Origin of the sequence: Nocardioides seonyuensis (assembly GCF_004683965.1) — a bacterium.
In the GTDB taxonomy this organism is placed as follows: domain Bacteria; phylum Actinomycetota; class Actinomycetes; order Propionibacteriales; family Nocardioidaceae; genus Nocardioides; species Nocardioides seonyuensis.
This window is the reverse complement of the sequence record NZ_CP038436.1, coordinates 588,886-615,397: the sequence shown is the minus strand read 5'-3', so window position 1 is coordinate 615,397 and position 26,512 is coordinate 588,886. Positions and strand designations below refer to the sequence as shown.

28 protein-coding genes and 1 riboswitch are annotated in these 26,512 nt (G+C 70.6%); of the genes, 16 read left to right on the top strand and 12 right to left on the bottom strand.

Annotation, left to right across the window (positions count from 1 at the left end):
• Positions 1–31 precede the first annotated feature (31 nt).
• The 3 genes from trhA to EXE58_RS03050 are packed head-to-tail and all read right to left on the bottom strand — an operon-like array spanning position 32 to position 1,851.
• Positions 32–772, bottom strand: a complete 741-nt coding sequence (gene trhA / locus EXE58_RS03060) for a PAQR family membrane homeostasis protein TrhA (RefSeq protein WP_208544109.1) — start codon at positions 770–772, stop codon at positions 32–34.
• Positions 773–829: 57 nt separating this feature from the next.
• On the bottom strand, positions 830–1,315 hold the full coding sequence (locus EXE58_RS03055) for a DUF421 domain-containing protein (protein WP_135266522.1): 486 nt from the start codon (positions 1,313–1,315) through the stop codon (positions 830–832).
• Positions 1,315–1,851 (bottom strand): hypothetical protein, encoded by a 537-nt coding sequence (locus tag EXE58_RS03050; RefSeq protein WP_135266521.1) that lies wholly within the window; start codon positions 1,849–1,851, stop codon positions 1,315–1,317. Before EXE58_RS03050 ends, EXE58_RS03055 begins: the two co-directional genes overlap by 1 nt.
• A gap of 89 nt (positions 1,852–1,940) precedes the next feature.
• Between EXE58_RS03050 and EXE58_RS03045 the strand changes: the two genes are divergently transcribed.
• The 5 genes from EXE58_RS03045 (at position 1,941) to EXE58_RS03025 (ending at position 6,638) form a co-directional block, all read left to right on the top strand.
• Positions 1,941–2,720 (top strand): isoprenyl transferase, encoded by a 780-nt coding sequence (locus EXE58_RS03045; protein WP_135266520.1) that lies wholly within the window; start codon positions 1,941–1,943, stop codon positions 2,718–2,720.
• Between the two features lie 212 nt (positions 2,721–2,932).
• A complete protein-coding gene (phoH2, locus tag EXE58_RS03040; RefSeq protein WP_135266519.1) occupies positions 2,933–4,252 on the top strand; it encodes an RNA 5'-3' helicase PhoH2 in 1,320 nt (439 codons plus the stop codon).
• A gap of 364 nt (positions 4,253–4,616) precedes the next feature.
• Positions 4,617–5,258 carry an aggregation-promoting factor C-terminal-like domain-containing protein gene (locus EXE58_RS03035; protein WP_135266518.1) on the top strand — a complete coding sequence of 214 codons (642 nt, stop codon included), beginning with the start codon at positions 4,617–4,619 and terminating at the stop codon, positions 5,256–5,258.
• 26 nt (positions 5,259–5,284) lie between these two features.
• Positions 5,285–5,776 (top strand): HIT family protein, encoded by a 492-nt coding sequence (locus EXE58_RS03030; protein ID WP_135266517.1) that lies wholly within the window; start codon positions 5,285–5,287, stop codon positions 5,774–5,776.
• Positions 5,777–5,798: 22 nt separating this feature from the next.
• Complete coding sequence (locus EXE58_RS03025; RefSeq protein WP_135266516.1) at positions 5,799–6,638, top strand: aldo/keto reductase; 840 nt, start codon at positions 5,799–5,801, stop codon at positions 6,636–6,638.
• A 3-nt stretch (positions 6,639–6,641) separates the two neighbouring features.
• Here EXE58_RS03025 and EXE58_RS03020 read toward each other — a convergent pair whose 3' ends face one another.
• Both EXE58_RS03020 and EXE58_RS03015 read right to left on the bottom strand, forming a co-directional pair.
• The gene (locus tag EXE58_RS03020) at positions 6,642–8,039 is read right to left on the bottom strand and encodes a class II fumarate hydratase (RefSeq protein ID WP_135266515.1); all 1,398 of its coding nucleotides are present in this window, start codon (positions 8,037–8,039) and stop codon (positions 6,642–6,644) included.
• 10 nt (positions 8,040–8,049) lie between these two features.
• Positions 8,050–8,736, bottom strand: a complete 687-nt coding sequence (locus tag EXE58_RS03015) for a spermine/spermidine synthase domain-containing protein (protein WP_135266514.1) — start codon at positions 8,734–8,736, stop codon at positions 8,050–8,052.
• A gap of 219 nt (positions 8,737–8,955) precedes the next feature.
• Here EXE58_RS03015 and EXE58_RS03010 point away from each other — a divergent pair, with 219 nt between their 5' ends.
• Positions 8,956–9,972 (top strand): hypothetical protein, encoded by a 1,017-nt coding sequence (locus EXE58_RS03010; RefSeq protein WP_135266513.1) that lies wholly within the window; start codon positions 8,956–8,958, stop codon positions 9,970–9,972.
• On the opposite strand, the gene EXE58_RS03005 is transcribed toward EXE58_RS03010, so the two are convergent.
• Both EXE58_RS03005 and EXE58_RS03000 read right to left on the bottom strand, forming a co-directional pair.
• On the bottom strand, positions 9,969–11,699 hold the full coding sequence (locus tag EXE58_RS03005; RefSeq protein WP_135266512.1) for a fumarate hydratase: 1,731 nt from the start codon (positions 11,697–11,699) through the stop codon (positions 9,969–9,971). The two genes, EXE58_RS03010 and EXE58_RS03005, sit on opposite strands and share 4 nt — an antisense overlap.
• A gap of 9 nt (positions 11,700–11,708) precedes the next feature.
• Complete coding sequence (locus EXE58_RS03000; protein ID WP_135266511.1) at positions 11,709–12,473, bottom strand: isocitrate lyase/PEP mutase family protein; 765 nt, start codon at positions 12,471–12,473, stop codon at positions 11,709–11,711.
• A gap of 84 nt (positions 12,474–12,557) precedes the next feature.
• Here EXE58_RS03000 and EXE58_RS02995 point away from each other — a divergent pair, with 84 nt between their 5' ends.
• The 10 genes from EXE58_RS02995 (at position 12,558) to EXE58_RS02950 (ending at position 21,054) form a co-directional block, all read left to right on the top strand.
• Positions 12,558–13,658, top strand: a complete 1,101-nt coding sequence (locus tag EXE58_RS02995; RefSeq protein ID WP_167288649.1) for an NAD(P)-binding domain-containing protein — start codon at positions 12,558–12,560, stop codon at positions 13,656–13,658.
• Positions 13,624–13,733: riboswitch (TPP riboswitch) on the top strand. (Overlaps the previous gene by 35 nt.)
• Positions 13,727–14,335: a thiamine phosphate synthase gene (locus EXE58_RS02990; RefSeq protein ID WP_135266510.1), complete on the top strand. Its 609-nt coding sequence runs from the start codon at positions 13,727–13,729 to the stop codon at positions 14,333–14,335. Its footprint overlaps the riboswitch before it by 7 nt.
• Positions 14,335–15,339 carry an FAD-dependent oxidoreductase gene (locus tag EXE58_RS02985; RefSeq protein ID WP_135266509.1) on the top strand — a complete coding sequence of 335 codons (1,005 nt, stop codon included), beginning with the start codon at positions 14,335–14,337 and terminating at the stop codon, positions 15,337–15,339. Before EXE58_RS02990 ends, EXE58_RS02985 begins: the two co-directional genes overlap by 1 nt.
• The gene (gene thiS, locus EXE58_RS02980; protein WP_135266508.1) at positions 15,339–15,527 is read left to right on the top strand and encodes a sulfur carrier protein ThiS; all 189 of its coding nucleotides are present in this window, start codon (positions 15,339–15,341) and stop codon (positions 15,525–15,527) included. The genes EXE58_RS02985 and thiS overlap by 1 nt, the downstream gene beginning before the upstream one ends.
• Positions 15,524–16,288, top strand: coding sequence for a thiazole synthase (locus tag EXE58_RS02975; protein WP_135266507.1), 765 nt, complete (start codon positions 15,524–15,526; stop codon positions 16,286–16,288). Before thiS ends, EXE58_RS02975 begins: the two co-directional genes overlap by 4 nt.
• Before the next feature lie 29 nt (positions 16,289–16,317).
• Positions 16,318–16,905 carry a thiamine phosphate synthase gene (locus tag EXE58_RS02970; protein WP_167288647.1) on the top strand — a complete coding sequence of 196 codons (588 nt, stop codon included), beginning with the start codon at positions 16,318–16,320 and terminating at the stop codon, positions 16,903–16,905.
• Complete coding sequence (gene thiD / locus EXE58_RS02965; protein WP_135266505.1) at positions 16,902–17,681, top strand: bifunctional hydroxymethylpyrimidine kinase/phosphomethylpyrimidine kinase; 780 nt, start codon at positions 16,902–16,904, stop codon at positions 17,679–17,681. Before EXE58_RS02970 ends, thiD begins: the two co-directional genes overlap by 4 nt.
• Positions 17,678–19,363: a phosphomethylpyrimidine synthase ThiC gene (thiC, locus tag EXE58_RS02960; RefSeq protein WP_135266504.1), complete on the top strand. Its 1,686-nt coding sequence runs from the start codon at positions 17,678–17,680 to the stop codon at positions 19,361–19,363. Before thiD ends, thiC begins: the two co-directional genes overlap by 4 nt.
• Positions 19,364–19,553: 190 nt before the next feature.
• A complete protein-coding gene (locus EXE58_RS02955) occupies positions 19,554–20,375 on the top strand; it encodes an HAD family hydrolase (RefSeq protein WP_135266503.1) in 822 nt (273 codons plus the stop codon).
• A 46-nt stretch (positions 20,376–20,421) separates the two neighbouring features.
• Positions 20,422–21,054: a DUF1707 SHOCT-like domain-containing protein gene (locus EXE58_RS02950; RefSeq protein WP_135266502.1), complete on the top strand. Its 633-nt coding sequence runs from the start codon at positions 20,422–20,424 to the stop codon at positions 21,052–21,054.
• A gap of 16 nt (positions 21,055–21,070) precedes the next feature.
• Here the strand turns inward: EXE58_RS02950 and EXE58_RS02945 are convergent, their stop codons facing one another.
• The 5 genes from EXE58_RS02945 to EXE58_RS02925 all read right to left on the bottom strand — a co-directional run bounded on the left by EXE58_RS02945 (position 21,071) and on the right by EXE58_RS02925 (position 26,497).
• Positions 21,071–22,342 (bottom strand): ABC transporter ATP-binding protein, encoded by a 1,272-nt coding sequence (locus EXE58_RS02945; protein WP_135266501.1) that lies wholly within the window; start codon positions 22,340–22,342, stop codon positions 21,071–21,073.
• A gap of 5 nt (positions 22,343–22,347) precedes the next feature.
• A complete protein-coding gene (locus EXE58_RS02940) occupies positions 22,348–23,187 on the bottom strand; it encodes a carbohydrate ABC transporter permease (protein WP_244242398.1) in 840 nt (279 codons plus the stop codon).
• A gap of 5 nt (positions 23,188–23,192) precedes the next feature.
• Positions 23,193–24,134 carry a carbohydrate ABC transporter permease gene (locus tag EXE58_RS02935; protein WP_135266499.1) on the bottom strand — a complete coding sequence of 314 codons (942 nt, stop codon included), beginning with the start codon at positions 24,132–24,134 and terminating at the stop codon, positions 23,193–23,195.
• Positions 24,131–25,471, bottom strand: a complete 1,341-nt coding sequence (locus EXE58_RS02930; RefSeq protein WP_135266498.1) for an extracellular solute-binding protein — start codon at positions 25,469–25,471, stop codon at positions 24,131–24,133. Before EXE58_RS02930 ends, EXE58_RS02935 begins: the two co-directional genes overlap by 4 nt.
• 81 nt (positions 25,472–25,552) lie before the next feature.
• Entirely contained in the window at positions 25,553–26,497 is a 945-nt protein-coding gene (locus EXE58_RS02925) for an alpha/beta fold hydrolase (RefSeq protein ID WP_135266497.1), read from the bottom strand.
• Positions 26,498–26,512 lie beyond the last annotated feature (15 nt).

Sequence of the window (26,512 nt, the reverse complement as noted above, 5' to 3'; positions counted from 1 at the left end):
CTACCTGCCGAGCCCCCGCCTGCCGAGCGCGTCAGCGCAGGGAGTAGGTGGCCAGCGAGACGCCGACGTAGTGGGCGGCGAAGGCCACCACGGTGAAGGAGTGGAACAGCTCGTGGAAGCCGAACCACTGGGGCCACGGGTTGGGGCGCTTGAGGCCGTAGACCACGCCGCCGAGGGTGTAGAACACCCCACCGACCGCGACCAGGGTCAGCACCGCGATCGCGACGTCGTTGTTGAAGCGGTCGGCTCCCTCGATGAACTGGGGGATGAAGAAGAGCGCGGCCCAGCCGAGCGCGAAGTACATCGGGGTGTAGAGCCAGCGGGGGGCGTCGATCCACAGCACCCGGAAGGCCACCCCCGCGAGGGCGGCCACCCACACCACGACCAGGAGTGTCGTGCGGGCTGACCCCTCGAGGAACAGCAGGGCGTAGGGGGTGTAGGTGCCGGCGATGAGCACGAAGATGTTGGCGTGGTCGAAGCGGCGCAGGAACGCCCAGGTGCGTGGGGACCACGTGCCGCGGTGATAGATCGCGGACACGGTGAACACGAGGAGCGCCGACAGCACGAAGGCAGCAGACCCGATGCGTGTCTCCGCCGTGGGCGACAACATCACCAGGACGACACCGGCGGCGAGCGCGACAGGAGCCGTGCCGGCGTGGAGCCAGCCGCGCAGGTGAGGCTTCACCTCGGCCATCTTGTCGGCGACGATCTCGGAGGCCCGGTCGACGGCACGCTCGACGCGATCGCGCGGGCTGGTGACGGGACGGGTCATGGCCCCAAAGTTACGGCACGGCAGGTGACTGGGCGACCCTGCTCACGGAGTGGTTCGTCACGCGATGCTGTCGCGGTCGGGTGCCCCGTCGCGCTCGTCCTCGTCGCCCTGGGTGAAGAACGAGAAGCTGCCGTCGGTCTCCAGGACGCACAGCTCGATGTGGCGCATCCGGCGGATGCCCTGCTCGCGAGCCGCCTCGTGGATGTCCTGGATCGTGATCCGCTCGGCCCGGAGCATGTCGAGAAGCGGCTCCCCGTCGCGAACGACGATGCGGGCGCGGCCCTCGATCCAGGGTCGGAACGGCGGGAAGTGGATGGCCAGCGAGCTGAGCGTGATGCCGGCGATGGAGAAGGTCGCCACCGCGATGACCGCTGCGGTCAGGGAGTAGTCCTCCTGGACGATGCCCTGGCTGACCAGGTCGCCCACCGTGATGAGCAGGATCATGTCGAAGGCCGAGAGCTGGGCGACCTCCCGCTTGCCGCCCACCCGGACGATGAGCCACAGGAAGGCGAAGATGACCAGGGAGCGGATCAAGATGTCCATCAGGGCATCCTCCAGGTCGTGAACGCCGTCGAGACGACCGGCCGGTCGTCCTCGAGCACCGAGATCTCGCAGTCGCGGATCCCTCCGAACTGGCCGGGGGCCGAGCGGGCGTCGAGGCTGACCTCGAGCGTGTTGCCGGAGACCGGTGCGTCGAACTCGTAGACGACCTCGGTCGGCGTGGAGGTCTCCGCGGAGGGGTTGGGGTACCAGTTCTGGAAGTCGAAGTTGTCGAAGATGCCGTCACACGCGCTCACCTGCACGGTCTCCCCGAAGCCCGCCTCGGCGGTGATCCGGACATGGAGGGGAGCGGGCTGGCCCGCGCGCGTGACCTGGGGATAGGTGACGTCGAGCTGGTAGCCCCGGGCCGTCGCGGACGTCTCCGCGGTGCGTGGGCCCAGCAGCCCGACGGTCGCGGCCAGCAAGATCGCGACGAGGAGCGCGACTCCGGCCCACCTCCACCACTGGCCGCGTCGGGACGGGTCGTCGCTGAGCCGGGCGGTCGTGCTGTCCTCACCGAGCAGGGGATGCTTCTCCACCCGGTCACCATGCTGCAGACGCTCACGGAACGCATGCCGCCGCGCCGAGACGCCCGCTCGGAACCCTGTGACAGGGCTACCATCGCCGGGTGACGGGCTGGAAGGACGCTGTGCGCCGGGTGCTCTACCCGGCCTACGAGTCGCGCGTCGTGAGGTCGCTGCCGTCGGGCCGCATCCCCAAGCACGTCGGCGTCATGCTCGACGGCAACCGCCGCTGGGCCAAGGCCGTCGGTGCCGACACCGCACACGGCTACCAGGCGGGCGCCGACAACATCCGCCCGCTCCTGGGTTGGTGCGAGGAGGTCGGGGTCCAGGTGGTGACCCTGTGGCTGCTCTCCAGCGACAACCTCACCAGCCGGCCACCCGAGCAGCTCTCCGGGCTTCTCGGCATCATCGAGGGAGCCGTGCAGTCGCTCGCCGAGGCGGGCCGGTGGCGTATCCACCCGGTCGGTGCGCTCGACCTGCTCCCCTCCGACATGGCCGAACGGCTCAAGGCCGCCGAGGAGGCGACCCGCCACATCGACGGGGTCCTGGTCAACATCGCGGTGGGCTACGGCGGCCGCCGCGAGATCGCCGACGCCGTACGCTCCCTCATGCTCGAGCACAGCGCCCGTGGCGCCACCCTCGAGGAGCTCGCCGAGACCATCGACGTCGAGCACATCGCCCAGCACCTCTACACCAAGGGGCAGCCCGACCCCGACCTGGTGATCCGCACGTCCGGCGAGCAGCGGCTCGGCGGGTTCCTGCTGTGGCAGAGCGCGCAGTCGGAGTTCTACTTCTGCGAGGCCCTGTGGCCCGACTTCCGGCGCGTGGACTTCCTCCGCGCGATCCGCGCCTACGCCGAGCGCGAGCGCCGCTTCGGCGCCTGAACGGTTCATCTCGTCGTCACCCTCCGCTCGGGCGTGTCGTGCCCGGATCGTCCTGGACGGGCGTACTTTCGTGCTCATCGGCAGGTGGGGAAGCCGGCCGAACCGGGAGGCAGCAGTGAGAAGTCACGCACCACTTCAGGGAGCCGGCCGGTCCATGTGTTGAACAGGACCGGGCGAGGTGTGTCGCGCCGGTCCGTGAGGGGTAGACGTCCGTGGCAGCCAAGACCGAGACGCCCGCAAGGCTCACCTATGTCCTCGACACCAGCGTCCTGCTGGCCGACCCGGGCGCGCTGAAACGCTTCGCCGAGCACGAGGTGGTGCTCCCCGTCGTGGTGATCACCGAGCTGGAGGGCAAGCGACACCACCCGGAGCTGGGCTTCTTCGCCCGGACGGCTCTTCGATCGCTCGACGAGCTGCGCGTCATCCACGGCCGGCTCGACGAGCCCGTGCCGATCGGCGAAGAGGGCGGGACGCTGCGCGTCGAGCTCAACCACACCGACGCGACGTCGCTGCCGAGCGGCTTCCGCCTGGGTGACAACGACACGAGGATCCTGGCCGTCGCCAAGAACCTCGCCGACGAGGGTCACCGGGTCACCCTCGTCTCCAAGGACCTGCCGCTGCGCATCAAGGCCTCGGCCGTCGGCCTCGACGCCGAGGAGTACCGGGCCGAGGCGGTCAGCGACTCCGACACCGGCTACACCGGCATGGCCGAGCTCGAAGTGACCTCCGCCCAGCTCGACGAGCTCTACGAGGACGGGACCCTCGACCTCGACCTCGCCCGTGACCTGCCCTGCCACAACGGCCTGGTCCTGCTCTCCGACCGGGGTACGGCGCTGGGGCGGGTCGGTCCCGACAAGCAGGTCCACCTGGTGCGTGGCGACCGTGAGGCGTTCGGCATCCACGGCCGCTCGGCGGAGCAGCGGGTCGCGCTCGAGATGCTCCTCGACCCTGACGTGGGCATCGTCTCGCTCGGCGGCCGCGCGGGCACGGGCAAGTCCGCGATGGCGCTGTGCGCCGGCCTCGAGGCCGTCATGGAGCGCCGCCAGCACAAGAAGGTCGTGGTCTTCCGGCCCCTCTTCGCCGTGGGCGGCCAGGAGCTCGGCTACCTCCCCGGCTCCGAGAACGAGAAGATGTCGCCGTGGGCCCAGGCGGTCTTCGACACCCTCGGCGCGCTGGCCGGCAAGGACGTCATCGACGAGGTGATGGACCGCGGCATGCTCGAGGTGCTCCCGCTGACACACATCCGCGGCCGGTCCCTCCACGACTCGTTCGTGATCGTCGACGAGGCGCAGTCGCTGGAGCGCAATGTCCTGCTGACCGTGCTCTCGCGCATCGGGGCCAACTCCAAGGTCGTGCTCACCCATGACGTGGCCCAGCGGGACAACCTGCGCGTCGGCCGGCACGACGGCATCGTCGCGGTGGTCGAGAAGCTCAAGGGCCACCCGCTCTTCGCCCACGTCACGCTGACCCGATCCGAGCGGTCGCCCATCGCCGCGCTGGTGACCGAGATGCTGGAGAACGTCACGCTCTGACCTGCCTGGTCCTGCGAGGCCACCAGGGTGGCGGCACACGACACGCCTCCCCCTGAGGGTGGCGGCACACGACGCGCCCACGGGCGATCGGGGCGTCGTACGCCGCCACCCTCGCCCGCGCTGATGTCGTACGCCGCCACTGTGGAACGCCTCACGGTGAAACGTGCCCGATGAGGCAGGCGGGGCCAGTGTGATCAGTGGGGCCAATGAGGCACGGTGAATTGCTTCGTTCTCTTGGCGGGCCTTGAACGGCTCCGGCATGGTGGCTCGTGATCGTTTCGTGACCAAGCGGTCGGGGGCTCGGACCCTCGCCTGGTCGCACGCGTGACGAACCCCCGTCGTCAACCCCCCTGTGGACACACCTGTGCCGAAACCCGACAAGTACACCCCCAAGCACCGCGCGCCCGGTCGCCACAAGGCGACCCGCACGTCGGCCCGCGTGATTCGCCGGTCCGTCGTCGTGACAGGGGTCGCCGCCGCGGCCACCGGCGTCGCCGTGTCCGGGGGGCTCCTGGAGGCCCCGCCCGAGGTGACCGCAGCATCGGCGAACATCAGCTCGACCACGCCGTCCACCGCCGGCGCGGAGGCGCTCGAGGAGCGCGCCCCGGTCGTCTCGCGCTCGGACCGCCGCGGTCACCGCGACGCGACGAAGGCCGCCGCGCTCTCTGCGTCAGCAGGCACGGCGGTCAGCCGCAGCCAGGACCTCTCGCAGAGCGACCCGCGCGACATCGCCCGGGCGCTCCTCCCCGAGTACGGCTTCTCCGCCGACCAGTTCGCCTGCCTCGACTCGCTGTACGTCGGGGAGTCCAACTGGCGGGTCGACGCGGACAACCCCACGTCGTCTGCGTACGGCATCCCGCAGGCGCTCACCCAGCTGCACGACCTGCCGGCCGACTACATGACCTCGGCCGAGTCGCAGATCCGGTGGGGACTCGAGTACATCGCCGGGCGCTACGGCACGCCCTGCAACGCCGACAGCTTCAAGCGGAGCCACGGCTTCTACTGAGTCCACGCACCCCTACGGTGAAGGGCATGAACGAGGACTACAAGGCCGACCGCGTCGGCTCGGCGATCGCCGGGACCAACCCGACCGTGCTGCGCCGGCTCGAGGCCGGCTTCGCCGTGATCGGTGACAACCAGCACCTGCCGGGCTACTGCGTGCTGATCTCCGACACCCCCGGTGTCGATCAGCTCACCGACCTCGAGCCGGCACGCCAGCTGGTGTTCCTCCAGGACATGGCCGTGCTGGGGCGGGCCGTGGGGGCGGTGTGCGCGCGGCGCGACCCGCAGTTCCGCCGCATCAACCTGGAGATCCAGGGCAACACCGACGCCTTCCTGCACGCCCACGTGACGCCGCGGTACTCCTGGGAGCCGGCCGACATCGTCGGGTGGCCCGCAGCGTTGCACCACTGGGAGAAGCGCGTGGAGGAGCGGCCTGCGCTGGGCGGCGACCACGACGACCTCATCGAGGAGCTTCGCGCCGAGCTCGACCACCAGCAGGAGCTTCGGCTCTCGGGTGCCTGAGCCGGCTCGTTAACGTGGGGGCATGACCCAGGTTCCGACGCACACGCTCAACGACGGTCAGCCGCTCCCCGCGATCGGCCTCGGCACCTACCGGCTGCGTGGCGCCGACGGCGTACGTGCCGTGGCCTCCGGCATCGACGCGGGCTACCGCCTGCTCGACACGGCGGTGGCCTACGAGAACGAGGCCGAGGTCGGTGAGGGCATCCGCGCCAGCGGCATCGACCGTGACGAGCTGGTCGTCACCACCAAGATCCGCGGGCGGGACCACAGCGCCGACGGAGCCGTCCGCTCGGTAGAAGGGTCACTAGAGAGGCTCGGTCTCGACCGGATCGACCTGGTGCTCATCCACTGGCCCAACCCCTCGCGAGACCTGTACGTCGACACCTGGCGCGGCCTCGTCTACCTTCGCGAGCGAGGGCTCGTCGGCAGCATCGGGGTCTCCAACTTCACCCCGGCGCACCTGCAGCGGATCATCGACGAGACCGGCGTGACGCCCGCCGTCAACCAGGTCGAGCTGCATCCCCGCTTCGCCCAGGCCGACCTGCGCGCCGAGCACGAGCGACTGGGCATCCGCACCCAGTCGTGGAGCCCGCTGGGTGCTCGCAAGCCGCCCTTCGACGAGCCGGCGATCGCCGAGGCGGCGCGGGCGTACGACGTCACCCCGGCCCAGGTCGTGCTGCGCTGGCACGTGCAGCTCGGGGCGGTCCCCATCCCCAAGAGCGCGACGGCGCAGCGGCAGGCGAGCAACCTCGACGTGTTCGGCTTCGAGCTCGCCGACGCCGAGATGGCGGCGATCAGTGCTCTGGACGACCCGTCGGGCCGGCTGTGGGGCGGCGATCCGGAGACCCACGAGGAGATGTGAGCCTCAGGGGTGGGTCATCGACTCCACGTCGAGGGCGGCGTCGAGCTGCTCCTCGGTGAGGTCGCCGCGGTCGACGTACCCCAGCGCCAGCACGGTCTCGCGGATGGTCGCGCCGTCCTTCATCGCCTGCTTGGCCACCTTGGCGGCCTCCTCGTAGCCGATGTACTTGTTCAGCGGGGTGACGACGCTCGGCGACGACTCGGCGTAGGCGCGCATGCGCTCGGCATCGGCGGTGATCCCGTCGATGCAACGCTCCGCGAGCAGCACCGACGAGGTCGAGAGCACGTGGATCGACTCCAGCAGGTTGTGGGCGATCACGGGCATCATCACGTTGAGCTCGAAGTTGCCGGCAGCGCCGGCCCAGGCGATCGTCGCGTCGTTGCCGACGACCTGGGCGCACACCATCAGCGTCGCCTCGGGGAGCACCGGGTTGACCTTGCCGGGCATGATGCTCGACCCCGGCTGGAGGTCGGGCAGGTGGATCTCCGCGAGCCCCGTCGTCGGTCCCGACGACATCCAGCGCAGGTCGTTGCAGATCTTGGTGAGCCCGACGGCGATGGTGCGCAGGACCCCGCTGAGCTCCACGAGTGAGTCGCGGGTCCCCTGGGCCTCGAAGTGGTTGCGGGCCTCGGTGAACGGCTGGCCGGTACGACGACCCAGCTCCTCGATCACCTGGGCCGCGAAGCCCTGGGGGGTGTTGATGCCCGTGCCGACCGCGGTCCCACCCAGCGGCAGCTCGCGCACCCGGGGGAGGACCGACTCGAGCCGTTCGGCGCCGTAGCGGACGGTGGCGGCGTAGCCCCCGAGCTCCTGCCCGAGCATCACCGGCGTCGCGTCCATGAGGTGCGTGCGGCCCGACTTCACCGTCGTCGCGAACTCGTCGGCCTTCGTCTCCAGCGAGGAGGCGAGCACGTCGAGGGCGGGCAGCAGGTCCTCGGCGACGGCCAGGGTCGCGGCGACGTGGATCGACGTGGGGAAGGTGTCGTTGGAGGACTGGCTCGCGTTGACGTGGTCGTTGGGGTGGACCTCGACCCCGGCCCGGCCGGCGAGGGAGGCGAGCACCTCGTTGGTGTTCATGTTGGAGCTGGTGCCCGAGCCGGTCTGGAAGACGTCGAGCGGGAACTCCGAGTCGTGGCGGCCCTCGGCCACCTCGCCCGCCGCCGCGACGATGGCGTCGGCCTGCTCCCGGGTGATGACGTCCAGCTGCGCGTTGACCGTCGCAGCCGCCGCCTTGACGTGGGCCAGCGCCTGGATGTGGCGCGGCTGGAGGGTGATCCCGCTGATCGGGAAGTTCTCCACGGCCCGCTGGGTCTGGGCCCGCCACAGGGCGTCGCGAGGCACCTCGACCTCGCCCATGGAGTCGTGCTCGATCCTGGTCTCGTGGGCGCCGCTCGGTGTCATGGGTCCGACGCTACGCGCTGGAGCGGCGGGCGAGGTAGAGGTAGTACTGCTCGGGGCGGTCCTGGAGCAGGACGTCGTACGCCCGCTCCTCGGCCTTGCCGAAGACGTCCTCGAGCGTGCGCAGCAGCTCGGGTGACTCATTGGCCGCCCAGACCACCAGCACGCCGTCGGGGTTGAGGATCCGGCGGCACTGCTCGACCATCGCGGGCTCGTAGAGGCCGACGTTCTGGTCGTGGACGAGGTAGCCGGGCCCGTTGTCGACGTCGAGCAGCACGAGGTCGTAGGTGTGCCGCGCCTCGGCGACGGCCATCGTGATGTCGGCGTTGACGAGGTGGACACGGCGGTCGGCCAGCAAGGCCGGCCCGTGGGGGACCGTGCCGTCGCGCATCCAGCCGATGAGCGCCTCCTCGACCTCGACCACGCTCACCTTCTCGACCCGGGTGTCGGCCAGGACACGCTGGAGGGTGAACCCCAGGCCGAGCCCACCGATGACGACGTCGCGTGGGTCGGCCACGAGCTCGAGGGCAGCTGCCGCGAGCTCGGTCTCGGTGCTCGTCTCGAGGGTGTCCATCACGAAGACCCCGTTGGCGCGCAGCTCCAGCACGTCGGCGCCGGCATCCGACGTACGTCGTCTCAGCACCACCTCGCCCCGCTCCGACTCGGCGCGGGCGACTTCGTGGGCGGCCTCCTGCTGCATGTTTGCGAGAGTAGCCGGGTCCTGGCGCCACGGACGTCATACGGTGATTGACCGGTGGGTCCAGCGACGTATGACGTGCGTGCGGCATGACGCTCCCACGTGCGCGCGGCGCCCCGGAACAGGCCGTCAGTCGTCCACAGACGCCTCTGGTGCGGGTCGTCCACAAGGGCGGCGACCAGCCCCGGCGGTCGGCCGACGCCAATGGACATCCTCCTCGACATGGAGATCACGAGGAGCACGGCGGCGCGTCGCCGGGGCCATCACCTCACCGCGCACGAGCTGGGGGAGAAGCAGGCCGGAGTCGTCACCCGGGCGCAATTGAGCCGTGCGGGTCTGAGCCCAGCCGCGATCGCGGCCAACATCACGGCGAACCGGTGGCGCCCGCTGGGGGTGCACTCGATCGTGCTTCACTGCGGCCCGCTGGACGAGAGAGCCAAGCACTGGTCGGCAGTGCTGGAGGCGGGTCCGCGTGCCTACGTCGACGGAGCGTCGTCCTTGGTGCTCGGCGGGCTCAAGCATTTCGACGCCACGCCACTGCGCGTCACCGTGCCGCGCGGTGCGCGCGTGCGACACCGGGGCGCAAGCGTCGACATCAGGCAGACGAGGCGGTGGAACGAGGACGACATCGACCGGGAGGACGTCCCCCGCTCCCGCACTCCGGTCGCCGCCGTTCGAGCAGCCCTGTGGGCGAGATCCGACCGGCAGGCAGATCTCGTCCTGACGATGACCGTCCAACAGAAGCTGGCGACCCCCGGCGAGATCGCGGCGGCGCTGCTCGCCGTGCGGCGAGACCGTCGTCGTACGCGCATCGACTCGCTGCTCCTGGACCTGGCAGGAGGTGTGGGGTCTCTGGGAGAGCTCGACGTCCTGCGGGGCTGCCGAGAACGAGGGCTCCCCGAGCCTGACCTCCAAGCGCTCAGGCGGACATCGGCCCGGACCTACTACCTGGACTTCCGATGGAGCTGGTTCAGGGTGTGCCTCGAGGTCGACGGGATCCAGCACGGCTGGGTCCAGAACGCGATCGCTGATGCACTGCGACACAACACCATCGCGCTTGAGGGCGACATCGTGCTCCGACTCCCGGTGCTCGGACTGAAGGCATGTCCAGACGACTTCTTCGCACAGGTCGAGCAGGCGCTGGTCTCGCGCGGATGGAGGGCGCCGACGTCATACGGCGTGGGGACGTCATACGCGAGTCGACCGATGGGTCCACCAGCGTATGACGTCCGGGGCTAGCCGACCGAGCGGACGCGGATCCCGCTCAACGGCACCGTCGTGGTGCCGGCGGGGTCGGTGAAGAAGTCGTTGCCCTTGTCGTCGACGACGATGAAGGCGGGGAAGTCCTCCACCTCGATCTTCCACACCGCCTCCATGCCGAGCTCCTCGTACTCCAGCACCGAGACCGACTTGATGCAGTCCTGGGCGAGCCGGGCGGCGGGCCCGCCGATGGAGCCGAGGTAGAAGCCGCCGTGGGCGTGGCACGCGTCGGTGACCTGCTTGCTGCGGTTGCCCTTGGCGAGCATCACCATCGAGCCGCCGGCCGCCTGGAACTGCTCGACGTAGGAGTCCATGCGACCGGCCGTCGTCGGGCCGAACGAGCCGGAGGCCATCCCGTCGGGCGTCTTGGCCGGTCCGGCGTAGTAGACCGGGTGGTCCTTGAGGTAGGACGGCATCTCCTCGCCGGCGTCGAGGCGCTCCTTGATCTTGGCGTGGGCGATGTCGCGCGCGACCACGAGCGGGCCGGTCAGCGAGAGGCGGGTCTTGACCGGGTGCCTGGAGAGCTCGGCCAGGATCTCGGGCATCGGGCGGCGCAGGTCGATCGGCACGACCTCACCGCCGGCGATGTCGTGCGCCATGCCGGCGTCGGGCATGTACTGCGCCGGGTCGGTCTCGAGCTGCTCGAGGAAGACCCCCTCGGGGGTGATCTTGCCGAGTGCCTGACGGTCGGCCGAGCACGACACCGCGATCGCCACCGGGCAGGAGGCGCCGTGGCGGGGGAGGCGCACGACCCGTACGTCGTGGCAGAAGTACTTGCCACCGAACTGCGCGCCGATGCCGAAGGACTGCGTCAGCTCGAAGACCTCCTCCTCGAGCGCGGTGTCGCGGATGCCGTGGGCGCTCATCGACCCCTCGGTGGGCAGGTCGTCGAGGTAGTGCGCGGACGCGAGCTTCGCGGTCTTGAGCGCGAACTCCGCGCTGGTGCCGCCGATGACGACGGCGAGGTGGTAGGGCGGGCACGCGGCGGTGCCGAGCGAGCGGATCTTCTCGTCGAGGAACTGCATCAGCCGCGTCGGGTTGAGGACGGCCTTGGTCTCCTGGAAGAGGAACGACTTGTTGGCGGACCCGCCGCCCTTGGCCATGAAGAGGAACTTGTACTCGGGCACGTCCTGGGCCGGCGTGGAGTAGAGCTCGATCTGCGCCGGCAGGTTGGTGCCGGTGTTCTTCTCCTCGAAGGTCGTCAGCGGAGCGAGCTGGGAGTAGCGCAGGTTGAGGCGCGTGTAGGCGTCGTAGACGCCCTGGCTGATGGCCTCGCCGTCGTCACCGCCGGTGAGGACGCCCTCGGACTTCTTGCCCATCACGATCGCGGTGCCGGTGTCCTGGCACATCGGGAGCACTCCGCCGGCGGAGATGTTGACGTTCTTGAGCAGGTCGAGCGCGACGAAGCGGTCGTTGCCGGACGCCTCGGGGTCGTCGATGATCCTGCGCAGCTGGGCGAGGTGGCCGGGCCGCAGGTAGTGGCTGATGTCGTGCATCGCCTCGGCCGTCAGGCGCCGGATCGCCTCGGGGTCCACGCGCAGGAAGGTGCGCCCCTCGGCCTCGAAGGTGCTCACGCCCTCGCTCGTCACGAGGCGGTACGGCGTCTGCTCGGCGCCGTTGGAGCCAGCGGTCGGGAGCAGCTCGGAGTAGTGGAACTCGGGGCCGGTGGGGGCTGGCGTGGAGGCAGTGGGAGGTGCGACGGTCACGCCGGGATGCTACGCCCGCCAGTGGGAGACCAGGGCCTTGAGGTCAGCAGCGAGCTCCTGCTGCAGCTTGGGCCCGAACGTGACCCGGTGGACCCCCATGGCCTGAAGCTCCTCCAAGGGGCCGACCACCGAGCCGATGCGCGGGTTGGCGATGACGTTGACCGGGCCGGAGAGCTCGTCGAGGAGCGTGCGCAGGGTCTCGACGTCGGGGACTCCCACGGGGTAGACGCACCTCGCCCCGGCGTCCTCGCACGCCTTCAGCCTGGTGATCGCCTCGGCGACCGGGTCCTCGAACTCCGCCTTGCGGAGGAAGACGTCGGTGCGGGCGTTGATGACCACGTCGACCCCGGCGCCGTCAGCTGCCTGCCGCAGCCCGCCGATGTAGTCGGCGTGCTCGGCGACCGAGCGCATCCGCCCGCCCTCTGAGTGGACGGTGTCCTCGACGTTGAGGCCGACCGCCCCGGCCTCGAGCATCCGCTCGACCAGCTCGGCGGGGGCCACGCCGTAGCCCGCCTCGAGGTCGGCGGTGACGGGAACGTCGGGCACGGCGCCGCAGATGCGGCGCACGCCGTCGAGGGCGTCGTCGAGCGACATGTCCTCCTTGTCGCCCTGCCCGCGCGAGTCGGCCAAGGGGTGGCTCCCGATGCTCAGGGCAGGGAAGTCGGCCTCGGCGACGGCCCTTGCGGACCAGGCGTCCCAGACGTTGGGGAGGACCAGTGTGCGGCCGGTGTGGTGGAGGTCGAGCAGGGTGCGGGCGAGGCTGGTGAGGTCCATGCCTCCGAGGTTGCCACGCCGGCGCACGCCTGTGTAGGGGGAAGTGGGCCGGCATAGATGCGGCGGCCGGGGCGTTGTCACGGCATGACCTCCCGCGACTCCGTCCTCGACAGCGTGGTCATCGGCGCCGGTCAGGCCGGCCTGGCGGCGTCCTTCCATCTCCTGCGACGCGGTGTCGACCACGTCGTGCTCGACGCCGACCGGCGTCCCGGCGGCGCCTGGCAGCACCGGTGGGACTCGCTCACCATGGAGGACGTGCACGGCGTCGCCGACCTGCCGGCGACCCCTGCCCCGGGCCGCTCGCCGGCCCCGGCCAACGTCGTGGTGCCCGCCTACTTCGCGGACTACGAGAGCCGCCACGCGCTGCCGGTGCTGCGTCCGGTGCGCGTCGACCGGGTCGAGAGCGACGGTGACCTGCTCGTCGTACGCGCCGGCGACCGCGAGTGGCGCACTCGCACCCTCGTGAACGCGACCGGGACCTGGACGCGCCCGTTCGTCCCGCACTACCCGGGCATCGGGTCGTTCAAGGGCGAGCAGTTCCACACCGCGCACTACCCGGGTGCGGACCACCTCAGGGGCAAGCGCGTGCTGGTGGTCGGTGGTGGGGCTTCGGCCGTGCAGTTCCTCGGTGAGCTGGCACCTGTGACCAGCACCCTGTGGGTGACGCGTCAGCCGCCGCTGTGGCGCGAGGACGACTTCGACCGCGAGGCCGGCCTGGCCGCCGTGACCCTCGTCGCGGAGCGCGTACGACGCGGGCTGCCGCCGGCAAGCGTCGTCAGCGTCACCGGCCTGGCGCTGCGGGAGCAGGAACAGCGTGCCGCCGAGCTCGGAGCCTACGAGCGGCGACCCATGTTCGCGGCGATCGAGCCCGACGGCGTGCGCTGGGCGGATGGTGCCTTCGAGCCCGTCGACGTGATCCTCTGGGCCACCGGCTTCCGTGCCGCCGTCGACCACCTCGCCCCGCTGGGCCTGCGATCCTCCGGTGGGGGCATCGCCCTCGAGCCGGTGCCGGGCAACGTCCAGGCTGCGACCACCGCCGTCCTCGACCCCCGCGTCCAGCTCGTCGGCTACGGCCCGTCGGCGAGCACCATCGGCGCCAGTCGTGCCGGGAGAGCGGCGGCCAGCGCCGTCGTGGCTCTGCTACGGTCGTCGGCGTCCCCACGGGAGTCCGCGGCAGCGGGCTGAGAGGGAGCTGATACCGCTCCGACCGTCGTACCTGATCCGGGTCATGCCGGCGAAGGAAGTGAGCTCTGATGGTTGACCGCACGCCCAGCCTGCCCCGCCTGTTCTGCCTCGTCTCTGCGGCCGACGACCTCGCCCTGCTCGAGGACATGGCGAGCGTCGGTGTCGACGGCTTCCAGGTGCGCGACAAGGCCGCGACGACCCGAGAGCTCGTCGAGCTGACGCGGATCGTCCTCGCTGCGGTGCGGCCGAGTGGTGCCGTGGTGGTCGTCGACGACCGGCTCGACGTCGCGTTGGCGACGGGCGCCGACGGCGTCCACCTCGGGGCCGAGGACCTCGCCGTCACCGACGCCCGCCGGCTCGCGCCGGACCTGGTGGTCGGGGCGACCTGCAGGGACGCGGCGGCCGTGCGCAGGGCGGCCGCGGAGGGCGCGACCTACGCCGGGTTCGGGCCGGTCTTCGAGACCGCCAGCAAGGACTCGCTCCCGTCGCCGCTCGGCCTGGACGCGATCACGGCAGCCGCGGGGGTGCTGCCGCTGGTCGCCATCGGCGGGATCACGGTCGCCGGCGCGAGCAGGGCACGGCGCGCGGGAGCCCACGGAGTGGCCGTGATCGGCGCAGCCTGGCGACAACCCGACCCCGTCGCAGCAGCGAAGGAGCTCGTCGCGGCGGTGTGCTGATGCGCATCCACGTGATCGGCGGCGGGATCATCGGCCTGGCCTGCGCCCATGAGCTCTCGCTGCGCGGGCACCACGTCGTCGTGGTGGACCCGTCGCCGGGCACGGGCGCCAGCCACGCCGCCGCCGGGATGCTCTCGCCGGCCGGGGAGGCCTGGCACGGCGAGGCCTCGACGTGGGAGCTGGGGGTGCGCAGCGCGGCGCTGTGGCCGTCGTACGCCGCCGCCCTCGGCGTCACGCTGCGCCAGACCGGCACGCTGCTGGTCGGCCACGACGCCGGGGACGCCCAGCTCGTGCGGCGTCAGGGAGACCTGTTGGCGGGCCTCGGGGTCGAGGCCGAGGCGCTCGACCCGCGCGAGCTGCGGCTGAAGGAGCCGACCCTGGGGCGGGCGAGCGCCGGGCTGCTGCTGCCCGGCGACCACGCCGTGGACCCGAGGGAGGTGGTGGCGGCCCTGATGCGGCTGGTGCGCCTGGTGCCTGAACGCCCGGGGGAGTCGCCCGACGCCACGGTGATCGCGACCGGCAGCCGGCTACCGGCGCCGTACGACACCCTGGTCCGCGGAGTGCGCGGCGAGATCCTGCGGGCCCGCTGCGACGACCCCCCGCGGCACGTCGTGCGTGGCTGGGTGCGCGGAGAGGCGGTCTACGTCGTTCCTCGGCCCGACGGCGAGGTCGTCATCGGCGCCACGGTCGAGGAGCACGCCGCACCCCCGGTGGTGACCCTCGGCGGCGTCGAACGGCTGCTGCGGGCCGCGCGCGTGCTCGTGCCCTCGTTGGACCGGGCCGAGCTGCGCGAGGCGATCGCCCGGGACCGGCCGGCCACGCCGGACCACCTGCCGCTCGTCGGCCAGGTGGAGGACCGCGTCTGGTTGGCCGCCGGGCACTTCCGGCACGGCGTCCTGCTCGCCCCGCTGACCGCGCAGCTGCTCGCGGACTCGATCGAGCACGGCCGGGTCGAGCCGGCCGTGGACCCATGTCGCCTGCTCCGACCAGGAAGGACCGCGTGATGAGGCTCAGAGTCAACGGTCAGGAGACCGACGCCGCCGCGGCCACGCTCGGCGAGCTGCTCGGGCCGCTGCCCCATGGCAGCGCCGTCGCGGTGAACGGCCACGTCGTGCCGCGCGCCGGCGTGAGCGGGCACCCGATCGTGGACGGGGACGATGTCGAGGTCGTGACGGCGGTGGCGGGCGGATGAGCGGCCTCGTCATCGCAGGCATCCGGCTGTCCTCGCGGCTCTTCCTCGGCACGGGCGGGCTGCCGCGACCGAGCCTCCTGGAGCCCGTGCTCGATGCTGCGGAGCCGGCCCTGGTGACGGTGAGCATGCGTCGTACCTCCTCGGACGCGCCGGGCAGCGTCCTCGACGTGCTCGAGCGGCGTGGGATCCCGGTGCTGCCCAACACCGCGGGCTGCCTCTCAGCCCGCGAGGCGGTGCTCACCGCCGAGCTGGCGCGCGAGGCGCTGCAGACCGACTGGGTCAAGCTGGAGGTGGTCGGAGACGAGGCGAGCCTGCTGCCGGATGCGGTGGAGCTCATCGAGGCAGCCGGCATGCTGGTCTCGCGGGGCTTCACGGTGCTGCCCTACACGACGGCCGACCCGGTGCTGGCTCGCCGTCTCGCCGACCTGGGCTGCGCGGCCGTGATGCCGCTGGGCGCACCGATCGGGTCCGGGCTCGGCGTGCTGAGCCCCCACGACATCGAGGCGGTCGTCGCTGCCGTCGACGTCCCGGTCGTCCTCGATGCCGGCATCGGCACCGCGTCCGACGCTGTGCTGGCGATGGAGCTGGGCTGCTCCGCGGTGCTGGCCGCGAGCGCGGTCACGCGGGCCGAGGACCCGGTCGCCATGGCCCGTGCCCTGCGGCTCGCCGTGCACGCCGGCGAGCTCTCCCACGGGGCCGGACGCATCCCACGACGCGCGGCAGCCCGGTCCGCGAGTCCCCTCGAGGGGAGGGTCGGATGAGCGGCCCCGATGGACAGCGGTTCATTCACGTGCATGAACAGCCGGAGGTCACGTCGCTCCCACTGCCGCGAGTCGTGCTGGTGACCGACCGCTCCCTGCTGCCCCCCGGGCGGGGACTGCTGGCAACCGTGCGCGAGTGCACCGCCGCCGGCCTGCGGGCCGTCGTGGTCCGTGAGCACGACCTCTCCGTGCACGCCCGGGCACTGCTCCTGCGCGACCTCGCCCGCATCGACGGGCTCATGGTCATCTCTTCGCGCAGCCCCTGCCTCACCGCGCACGGGCTCCACCTCGCCGCGCACCAGCCGGCTCCCCGCTCTGGTCGCTGGGGCCGCTCCTGCCACTCGCGGCAGGATGTCGCACGCGCGGCCGGCGAGGGCGCTGCGTGGGCGACCCTGTCGCCGTACGCTCCCAGCAGGAGCAAGCCCGGTCGCCCGCCCCTGCCCGCCGACTCGTGGGCGGGTCACCCGGTCCCGGTCCTCGCGCTGGCCGGCGTCGACGCCACCAACGCCCGAGCGGCGATCGAGGCGGGCGCGCACGGCGTTGCCGTCATGGGTGCGGTGATGAGAGCCGATGACCCTGCCTCGGTGGTGGCTCAGTTGCTGGGGGAGGTCGGATGAGCACGCCCCCGGTGGTGCTGGCCGTGGCCGGCACCGACAGCGGAGGGGCAGCCGGCCTGGCCGCGGACGTGGCCACGATCGGTCACCTGGGCTGCCACGCAGCGTGCGTCGTCACCGCTGTCACCGCCCAGGACACGGCAGGAGTGCATGCGGTCCACGCGGTGCCCGCCCACCTCGTCGCTGCCCAGGTGGAGGCGGTCGTGGGCGACCTCCCCGTCGCTGCCGTGAAGACCGGGATGCTGGGCTCGCCCGAGGTTGTCGAGACGGTCGCGCACCGCCTGGGGGACCTGCCCCTCGTGGTCGACCCGGTGCTGGTGGCGACCAGCGGAGCGGTGCTCGGCGACGCCTCGGTGGTCCGTGCCTACGTCGAGCACCTGCTCCCGGTCGCGACGGTCGCGACGCCCAACCTCGACGAGGCGCGCGCGCTGACGGGTCGCGACGATCCACCCGGCGAGCTGGCAGCACGCCTCGCCGACCTGGGCTGCGTCGTCGTGCTGACCGGAGGCGGCGCTGCCGGCACGTGCACGGACTGGCTGTGCGTGCCCGGCGGACACCCTGAGCCACTGCGGCACCCCGCCGTCGCGACGACCGCCGACCACGGGACGGGCTGCACCTTCAGCAGCGCGCTGGCCGCGCGGCTCGCGCTCGGCGACGCGGTGCACGACGCCGCCCGGCGCGCGGCGTCGTACGTCGTCACCCAGCTCACGACCAGCAGCACCTGGGACCTCGGCCGCGGCCGAGGACCCATCGCCCACACCTCAGGAGGAGCACCATGACCGTCCACCCCCGCCCCGTCAGCCCCCACGTCGTCAGCCCCGCACACCAGCGAGTGCTGACCGGTGACCGCGAAGTCCCCGTCACTCGGGTGACGCTGACGAACGGCGAGACCTTCGACCGCTACTGCACCAGCGGGCCCGGCTCCGACCCCGAGCTCGGGCTCGCGCCCCGGCGCTCCGGGTGGATCGAGGAGCGGGGTGACACCGAGGTCTACGGCGGCCGCGCGACGCAGCTCCTCGACGACGGACGCGGCGCCCTGCGACGAGGGCGCCCGCGCGAGGAGTGGCGCGGCGAGCAGCGTCCACCTCGACGGGCGTTGCCCGGCCGCACGGTCACCCAGATGGCCTACGCCCGACGTGGCCTGGTCACCCCGGAGATGGAGTACGTCGCCGCGCGCGAGGGCTGCGAGGTCGAGCTCGTCCGCAGCGAGATCGCTGCCGGGCGCGCCATCATCCCGGCCAACGTCAACCACCCCGAGCTGGAGCCGATGATCATCGGGCGGCGCTTCCTGGTGAAGGTCAACGCCAACATCGGCAACAGCGCGGTCACCTCGTCGGTCGCCGAGGAGGTCGACAAGCTCACCTGGGCGGTGACGTGGGGAGCCGACACCGTCATGGACCTCTCGACCGGCGACGACATCCACACCACGAGGGAGTGGATCGTGCGCAACAGCCCCGTGCCGATCGGCACCGTCCCGATCTACCAGGCGCTGGAGAAGGTGGACGGGGAGGCCGACAAGCTCACCTGGGAGATCTTCCGCGACACCGTCGTCGAGCAGTGCGAGCAGGGCGTGGACTACATGACCATCCACGCGGGCGTGCTGCTCCGCCACGTCCCACTCACGGCGGAGCGGGTCACGGGGATCGTCTCGCGGGGCGGCTCGATCATGGCCGGGTGGTGCCTGGCCCACCACGAGGAGAACTTCCTCCACACCCACTTCGACGAGCTGTGCGAGATCTTCGCGCAGTACGACGTCAGCTTCAGCCTCGGCGACGGCCTGCGTCCCGGCTCGGTCGCCGACGCCAACGACGCTGCGCAGCTCGCCGAGCTGCGGACCCTGGCCGAGCTCACCGAACGGGCCTGGGCCCACGACGTGCAGGTGATGGTGGAGGGGCCGGGCCACGTGCCGCTCAACCTCGTGGAGGAGAACGTCCGCCTCCAGCAGGAGTGGTGCCACGGCGCGCCGTTCTACACGCTCGGCCCGCTCGTGACCGACATCGCGCCGGGCTACGACCACATCACCTCGGCGATCGGTGCAGCCACGATCGCGATGCACGGGACGGCGATGCTCTGCTACGTCACGCCCAAGGAGCACCTCGGCCTGCCCAACCGGGACGACGTGAAGACGGGAGTCATCACCTACAAGCTCGCCGCCCACGCAGCCGACGTCGCCAAGGGCCACCCGGGTGCCCGGGACTGGGACGACGCGCTGTCCCGGGCGCGCTTCGAGTTCCGGTGGCACGACCAGTTCGCACTCTCCCTGGACCCCCACACCGCCGAGTCCTTCCACGACGAGACCCTGCCGGCCGAGGCGGCCAAGACCGCGCACTTCTGCTCGATGTGCGGCCCGAAGTTCTGCTCGATGCGCATCAGCCAGGACGTCCGCGAGCGGTTCAGGGAGAAGTCCGCGGAGTTCGTGGAGCTCGGCGGAACGGTGTACGTCGACGCCGCGGCCGACTGAGGCGTCGTACGCCGCTCGGCCGGTTGGAGCCCTGAGGGTGGCGGCACATGACATGCCCGCCGCGAAGGTGGCGGCATACAACGTCCGAAACGTGAACTGAGCCGTCGTACGCCGCCAGGGTGGAGAGCCCGTTGTCATCTGCCGCCAGGGTGGATACAGCGAACCGCGTGGACACCCTAGGCTCGCTTCCGTGCGGATTCGCCTCGTCGTCACCGACCTCGACGGCACCCTGCTCCGCGACGACCTCAGCGTGAGTCCTCGGACCCGCGCGGCGCTCGACGGGGTGCGCAAGGCGGGAGTGCGCGTCGTACCCGTCACCGCGCGGCAGCCGATCGGCGTTCGCCACATCGCCGAGGACGCAGGTTTCGAGGACTGGGCGATCTGCAGCAACGGCAGCCTCGGCGTCCACCTGGGCACGGGTGAGCAGCTGTGGGAGACCCACCTCGCGGTGCAGGCCCAGCAAGCCCTCGTGAAGGCGCTCGTCACGGCGGTCCCGGGGGTGCTGTGCGCGAGCGTCCGCGACGGCGGCGACAAGTTCGTCGCGCAGGAGGGCTACAGCTCGATCGCGACGTACGACGACCACAAGCGCGACGTGACCACGATGGGAAACCATCCCGTGGCCGACGTGCTCGCCGAGCCCAGCCTGAAGCTCATCCTGCGCCATCCGGAGATCGGTGCCGAGGACCTCCGTCTGCGCCTCGACGAGCTGGGCCTGGGGGGCTTCTCCGTCACCTCGTCGGGTGCGCCCTTCCTGGAGGTGATGAGCGAGGGCATCACGAAGGCCTGGGGCGTGGCGCGGCTCTGCTCGCTCCTTGGGATCGAGCCCCGCGAGGTGATGGCTTTCGGTGACGCGCTCAACGACGTCGAGATGCTCACCTGGGCTGGGCGCGGAGTGGCCGTCGCCAATGCACACCCGGGGACGCGCGCGGTCGCCGACGAGGTGACCGCCAGCAACATGGACGATGGAGTGGCGCAGGCGCTCGAGCTGCTCGTGGAGCAGCAGGGCCACTGACGTCTGTCACAGGCGAGCGATGCGCAGACTCGTCTAGGCTGGTTGCATGGGGGAGATCGAGAACCGTCCGACCGGTCCCGCACAGATGCGCATCTCCGACGCCGACCGCCAGAAGGTCGCCGAGGTGCTGCGTGACGCTGCCGGTGAGGGGCGCATCGACCTCGACGAGCTCGACGAGCGGCTCGAGGCCACCTGGGCGGCCAAGACGTACGCCGACCTGGTCCCCATCACGGTGGACCTGCAGGTTGCCGGGCACTCGCCCGTCCCCGCCGCGCAAGCACCGGTGGGCCCCGTCACCGGCCACGCGTCGTCGATCGCGATCATGGGCGACTGCAAGCGGCGAGGCGTCTGGCAGGTGCCGGAGAGCCACTCCGCCTTCTCCTTGATGGGCAGCGTCACCCTCGACCTGCGTGAAGCCGTCATGACGAGCCACCACACCCTGATCAACGCCAGCGCTGTGATGGGTGACGTCAAGATCATCGTCCCGGCCCACTTCCACGTCGTCGTCGACGGGACGCCGATCATGGGCGACTACGGGCAGGGCAAGGACAAGGCCCCCGCGCAGGTGAGTCCCGACTCACCGACCGTGCGCGTGCGCGGAGTGGCTCTGATGGGGTCGGTGCAGGTGCAGCGGCAGCCGCCGCGGGGCACGCCGAAGAAGTTCCTCGGCTCCTACTGAGGCGGTCGGCCGCGCCCTACTGGGTCGTCTTGGCGTCCCCGGCGGCTCCGGCGGGCTGTACGGCGTCCTGCTTCTCCCCGGCCTGCTCCGCCTTCGCCATGGCGTTGTCGCCCGGCACGGTCCCGGCCTTGTCGGGGTCCATGGTGAGGTTCTCGCCGGTGGCGGGGTCGAAGAGGTGGATCTTGCGCGCGTCGACCCAGATCTTGGCCTGGTCGCCCTCCTTGATCTGGCTGGCGCCGTCGAGCGAGACGACCAGCTGGGTGCGCAGTGACTCACCATCGAGGTCGCGCTCGAGCTGCTGTAGCTGCTTGGTGACCTCGGGCGGCGCCTCGAACGGGATGTAGGCGTAGGCCTCGTTGCCGAGCCACTCCACCACGTCGACGGTGGTGTCGAAGGTGGCCTCGTCGGCCGGGTTGTCCACGACGCTGGCGTCCTCGAAGTGGTCGGGACGGATGCCCGCGATCAGCAGGCCCTTGCCCTGCGCCCGCTCGGCCTTCTCGGCCGGGATCTTCACGGTGCCGAACGGCAGCTCGACGCTGTCTCCCTTGACGGTGGCAGGCAGGAAGTTCATCGGAGGCGACCCGATGAACCCGGCCACGAACAGGTTGCAGGGGTTCTCGTAGAGCTCACGCGGAGTGGCGAGCTGCTGGAGCACGCCACGCTTGAGGACGGCGACCCGGTCGCCCAGCGTCATCGCCTCGGTCTGGTCGTGGGTGACGTAGACCGTGGTGATGCCGAGCTTCTTCTGCAGGCGCGAGATCTCGGTGCGCATCTGCCCGCGGAGCTTGGCGTCGAGGTTGGAGAGCGGCTCGTCGAAGAGGAACGCCTCAGCGTCGCGCACGATCGCGCGACCCATGGCGACCCGCTGTCGCTGGCCGCCCGACAGGTTGCCCGGCTTGCGCTCGAGGTGCTCGTCGAGCTCGAGCGTCTTGGACGCCTCGCGCACCTTCTGGTCGACCTCGGAGTCCGAGGCGCCCGCCAACCGGAGCGGGAACGCGATGTTCTCGTAGACGCTGAGGTGGGGGTAGAGCGCGTAGTTCTGGAAGACCATCGCGAGGTTGCGGTCGCGTGGGGCGAGGTCGTTGACCTTCTTGCCACCGATGACCATGTCGCCGCTGGTGATGTCCTCCAGGCCGACGATCATCCGCAGGAGGGTGGACTTCCCGCAGCCCGAGGGCCCGACGAGGATCAGGAACTCCCCGTCTGCGACGTCGATGCTGACGTCGTTGACGGCAGGGAAGCCGTCGCCGTACTGCTTGACGATGTTCTTCATCTCGATGGCAGCCATGGCAATCAACCCTTCACTGCGCCGGAGGTGAGGCCGGCGACGATCTTTCGCTGGAACAACAAGACGACGATGATGATCGGAATCGTGGAGATCACCGCTGCGGCCGCGAGCAGCGAGGCCGGGCGGTTGAACGGATCGGCACCCACGAAGAACGCCAGCGATGCCGGGATCGGTCGCGCAGCCTCGGTGGAGGTGAGCGAGATGCCGAAGACGAAGTCGTTCCACGCGAAGAAGAAGGTCAGGATCGCCGCGGTGAACACGCCCGGTGCGGCCAGCGGGACGATCACCTTGCGGAACGCCTGCCAGGAGGTGGCGCCGTCGACCTGGGCGGCCTGCTCCATCTCCCACGGGATCTCCCTGAAGAACGCCGAGAGGGTCCAGATGGCCAGCGGCAGGGTGAAGCTCATGTAGGGGATGATCAGCCCGATCCACGTGTCGTAGATCCCGAACGTGCGCCACATGTCGAACAGCGGGCCCACCAGGGACACGACCGGGAACATCGCGATGACCAGGGCGAGCGAGAGCACGAGCTTCTTGCCCTTGAACTCCAGTCGGGCGATCGCGTAGGCGGCCAGCGTGGCGACGATGACCGAGAGCAGCGTCGCGATCAGGCTGATCCCGATCGAGTTGAGGATCGCTCGCGGGAAGTAGTCGTAGAGGGGGTCGGTCAGGACCTTGTCGTAGTTGGCCCAGCCGGCATTGGTGCCCTCACCGGGGAGGAAACCGGGGTTGCCGGCGGTGATCGACTCCTCTGACTTGAACGACAGCGAGATGATCCACACGACCGGCAGCAGGCACCAGACCAGGATGAGCAGCACCCCGAGCGGGACTCCGAGCTTCTTCATCGTCATCACTCCTGTCGGGCAGCGGCCAGGTCGACACGGAACAGCTTGATGATCAGGAACGCGATCAGCAGCACGGACAGGAAGAGCAGCACCGACAGCGCCGAGCCCATGCCGAGCTGGAACTGCTCGATGGTCTGGCGGTAGGTCAGGAAGCTGATCGACGCGGTGTCCTCGGCACCGTTGGTCATCACGAAGATGTTGTCGAAGATGCGGTAGGCGTCGAGTGCGCGGAAGAGGACGGCGACCATGATCGCCGAGCGCATGTTGGGGATCACGACCTTCCACAGGCGCTGCCACCAGGTGGCCCCGTCGACCTTGGCGGCCTCGAGCATGTCCTCGGAGACCTGCGCGAGGCCGGCGAGGAGGAGCAGCGACATGAACGGCGTGGTCTTCCAGATCTCCGAGACGCAGATGGCGATGAAGGCGGGCAGGGTGTCGCCGAACCAGTTGAAGCTGTCCTCGATGCCGGGGAGCCAGGAGTTGACGAAGCCGTTCTGGTAGGAGAACGCGAACTGCCAGGCGAAGCCCGAGACGACGGTGATGATGCCGTAGGGGATGAGGATCGAGGTGCGTACGACGCCGCGCGCGAAGATCACGCGGTGCATGACCATCGCGAAGATGAAGCCGATGACGAGCTCGATCGCGACCGTCACCAGCATGTAGAGGACGGTCATCCCCGTGGTCTTCCAGAACAGGTCGTCGCTCAGTGCTGTCAGGTAGTTGGAGAGCCCCACGAAGTTGCGGTCGTCCGGCGCGGTGAGGGTGTAGTCGAAGACCGAGAGCCAGACGGCGCGGAGCATCGGGAACGCGGTGACGATCAGCATCAGGATGATCGCCGGCAGCACGAGCTTCTGGCCCAGGCGGTTCTCCGCCCTGCTGCGGTCGCTGACCTCCGGCCGGGGGGCCTTCTTGCCCTGCGCCGTCGCAGTCTGCACGGTGGTGCTCATAGCAGCTCCTTGCCTTCGAGCACGGCCTCCAGGAATGTCGCCGACTCCTTCGGCGTGCTGCTCGGGTCGACGGAGCCGGGCGCGTGCCACTGGGTCTGGAGGGCGTTGGAGATCGTCGCGTAGAACGCGCTCTTGGGTCGCGGGCCTCCGGTGTCGACGCTGTCGCGGAAGAGCTCGACGAGGTCCTCGGGGTAGTCGCCGCTGGAGGCGACCTCCTCGTAGGCGGCGTTGGTCGACGGCATCAGCCCTGCCTTGAGGGCCAGGTCGACCTGTGCCTCGGTGGAGGTGATGCACTCGGCCGCCTCGGCCGCCCAGTCCGGGTGCTCGGAGTAGGCGCCGACCCCGATGTCGATGCCACCGATGGGAGGCCTGGACTCCTCGCCCTCGACCGTGGCGGGGTAGCGCGCCCAGCCGAGGTCCTCGAAGGCCTGGTCGTCCTCGGGGCCGCCGGCGGCGCCGACCTGGCCCTCGTAGTTCTTGTAGACGAAGGTCCAGTTGACCATGAACTCGCCGGGGTCGGACCACATCGGGCCGAGGACCGTGCCCTCGTTGGACACCGACAGGTCGGGCTGGGCCGCGGGGGACTCAGCGAGGGACTGGATCACCTCGGCGGCCTTCTGTCCGGCCTCGGAGCCGATCGTGACGTCGGCGTCGCGGCCGGCCTCGGTGTTCTCGACGATCGAGCCACCGGCGCCCTCGACGAGTGCGTTGATCCAGACGACGTAGCCCTCGTAGCGGTTGGCCTGCACCCCCACGCTTCCACCCTCGGAGCTGGCGGCGTCGATGATCTGCTGCCAGGTCACCGGCTGGTCCATGTCGAGCCCGGCCGCCTCGGCGAGCGACTTGCGGTACCAGAGCACCTGGGTGTTGGCCCATTGCGGGATCGCATAGACGGTGTCGTCCCAGACCACCGTCTCCGCGGCGCCGGTCAGGTAGTCACCGTCGCCCTCGATGCTGGAGAGGATCTGCTCCGCCTTCTCCTGGGGCACCTCGGCGAGCCAGCCGGCATTGGCGAACTCCGCCACGAACACCGGGTCGAGGTTCATCAGGTCGGTCGAGGAGTCCTCGGCAGCCAGACGACGCGCGAGCTGGACGCGCTGGTCGGTCGCGCTCGAGGGCAGCTGCTGCACCGAGATGTCGTAGTCGTCGGTGCTGCACGAGTCGGCGTACTCCTGGAAGATCTCGACCCCGTCGGGGTTGACGTACCAGGTGAGGGAGGTCTTGCCCTCGCCGCCACAGGACGCGAGCAGTCCGCACGCGAGGCCGAGCACTGCGGCGGATGCCGTCCGCCGGACGCCGGGACGCCCCCGCAGTCGGGTCCTAGATGGTGAAATCATCGGCGCCCTCCCTGTTGTGACTCAGGCCACTGGTCTAGTGCCAATGGGCCATGTTTGGCAACAGGCAGGACTACGAGACGCTCAGATCTGGGCGTCGGAGCGGGCCCGATCAGCGGTGCGACGGATGGCGTCGACGAAGGTGTCGAAGAGCGCGGGCGGGAGGTCGTGGCCCATCCCGTCGACCAGCACCAGCTCCGCGCCGGGGATGGCAGCGGCGGTCGAGCGCCCCCCGCTCACGTGCACCATGCGGTCCGACATCCCGTGCAGCACCAGGGTCGGGACCTTGACGCTGCGGAGCCTTGAGGTGCGGTCGGGCTGGGTGAGGACGGCCAGCATCTGGCGCAGCACGCCGCTGGCGCTGATCCCACGGTCGAACGTCTCGCCCGCTCGCTTCTCGAGAGCGGTCGGCTCGGTCGGGTAGCCGGGCGAGCCGATCAGCGCCCACATGGCGGCACTGCTGCGGACGTAGGCCTCGCGGCCCGCCCTGCGCGGTCCGATCAGCATCGGGAGCAGCCGAGGGTCCTGCCATCCCACGGTGCGGCGCCCGGTCGTGGACATGATGCTGGTCAACGACCGGGTCCGTGCCGGATGCTCGATGGCCACCGTCTGGGCGATCATGCCGCCCATCGAGATGCCGGCGACGTGGGCGGAGTCGATCCCGAGGTGATCGAGCAGTGCGACCGCGTCCTGGGCGAGGTGGGACATGGAGTACGGCGCCCGCACCCGGCGCCCTGCGAAGGCGCGCACCAGGTGGCCGCGACGGACGCGTCCGGGGAGCTTGGTCGACCTGCCAACGTCGCGGTTGTCGTAGCGGACGACGAAGAACCCCGCTCGCGCCAGGGCCAGGCACAGCTCCTCGTCCCACCAGGTCATCGGACCCGACAGGCCCATCACGAGCAGCAGGGGCTCGAGGTCCTGGTCGGAAGGGTCGCCGAAGGTCTGGTAGCACAGCTCCACGTCGTTGCCGACGGGTGCGAAGAGCTCCTCGGAGACGAGGACATCGGCGTCGGAGGAGGGGACAGACATGCCTCAAGTCAACAC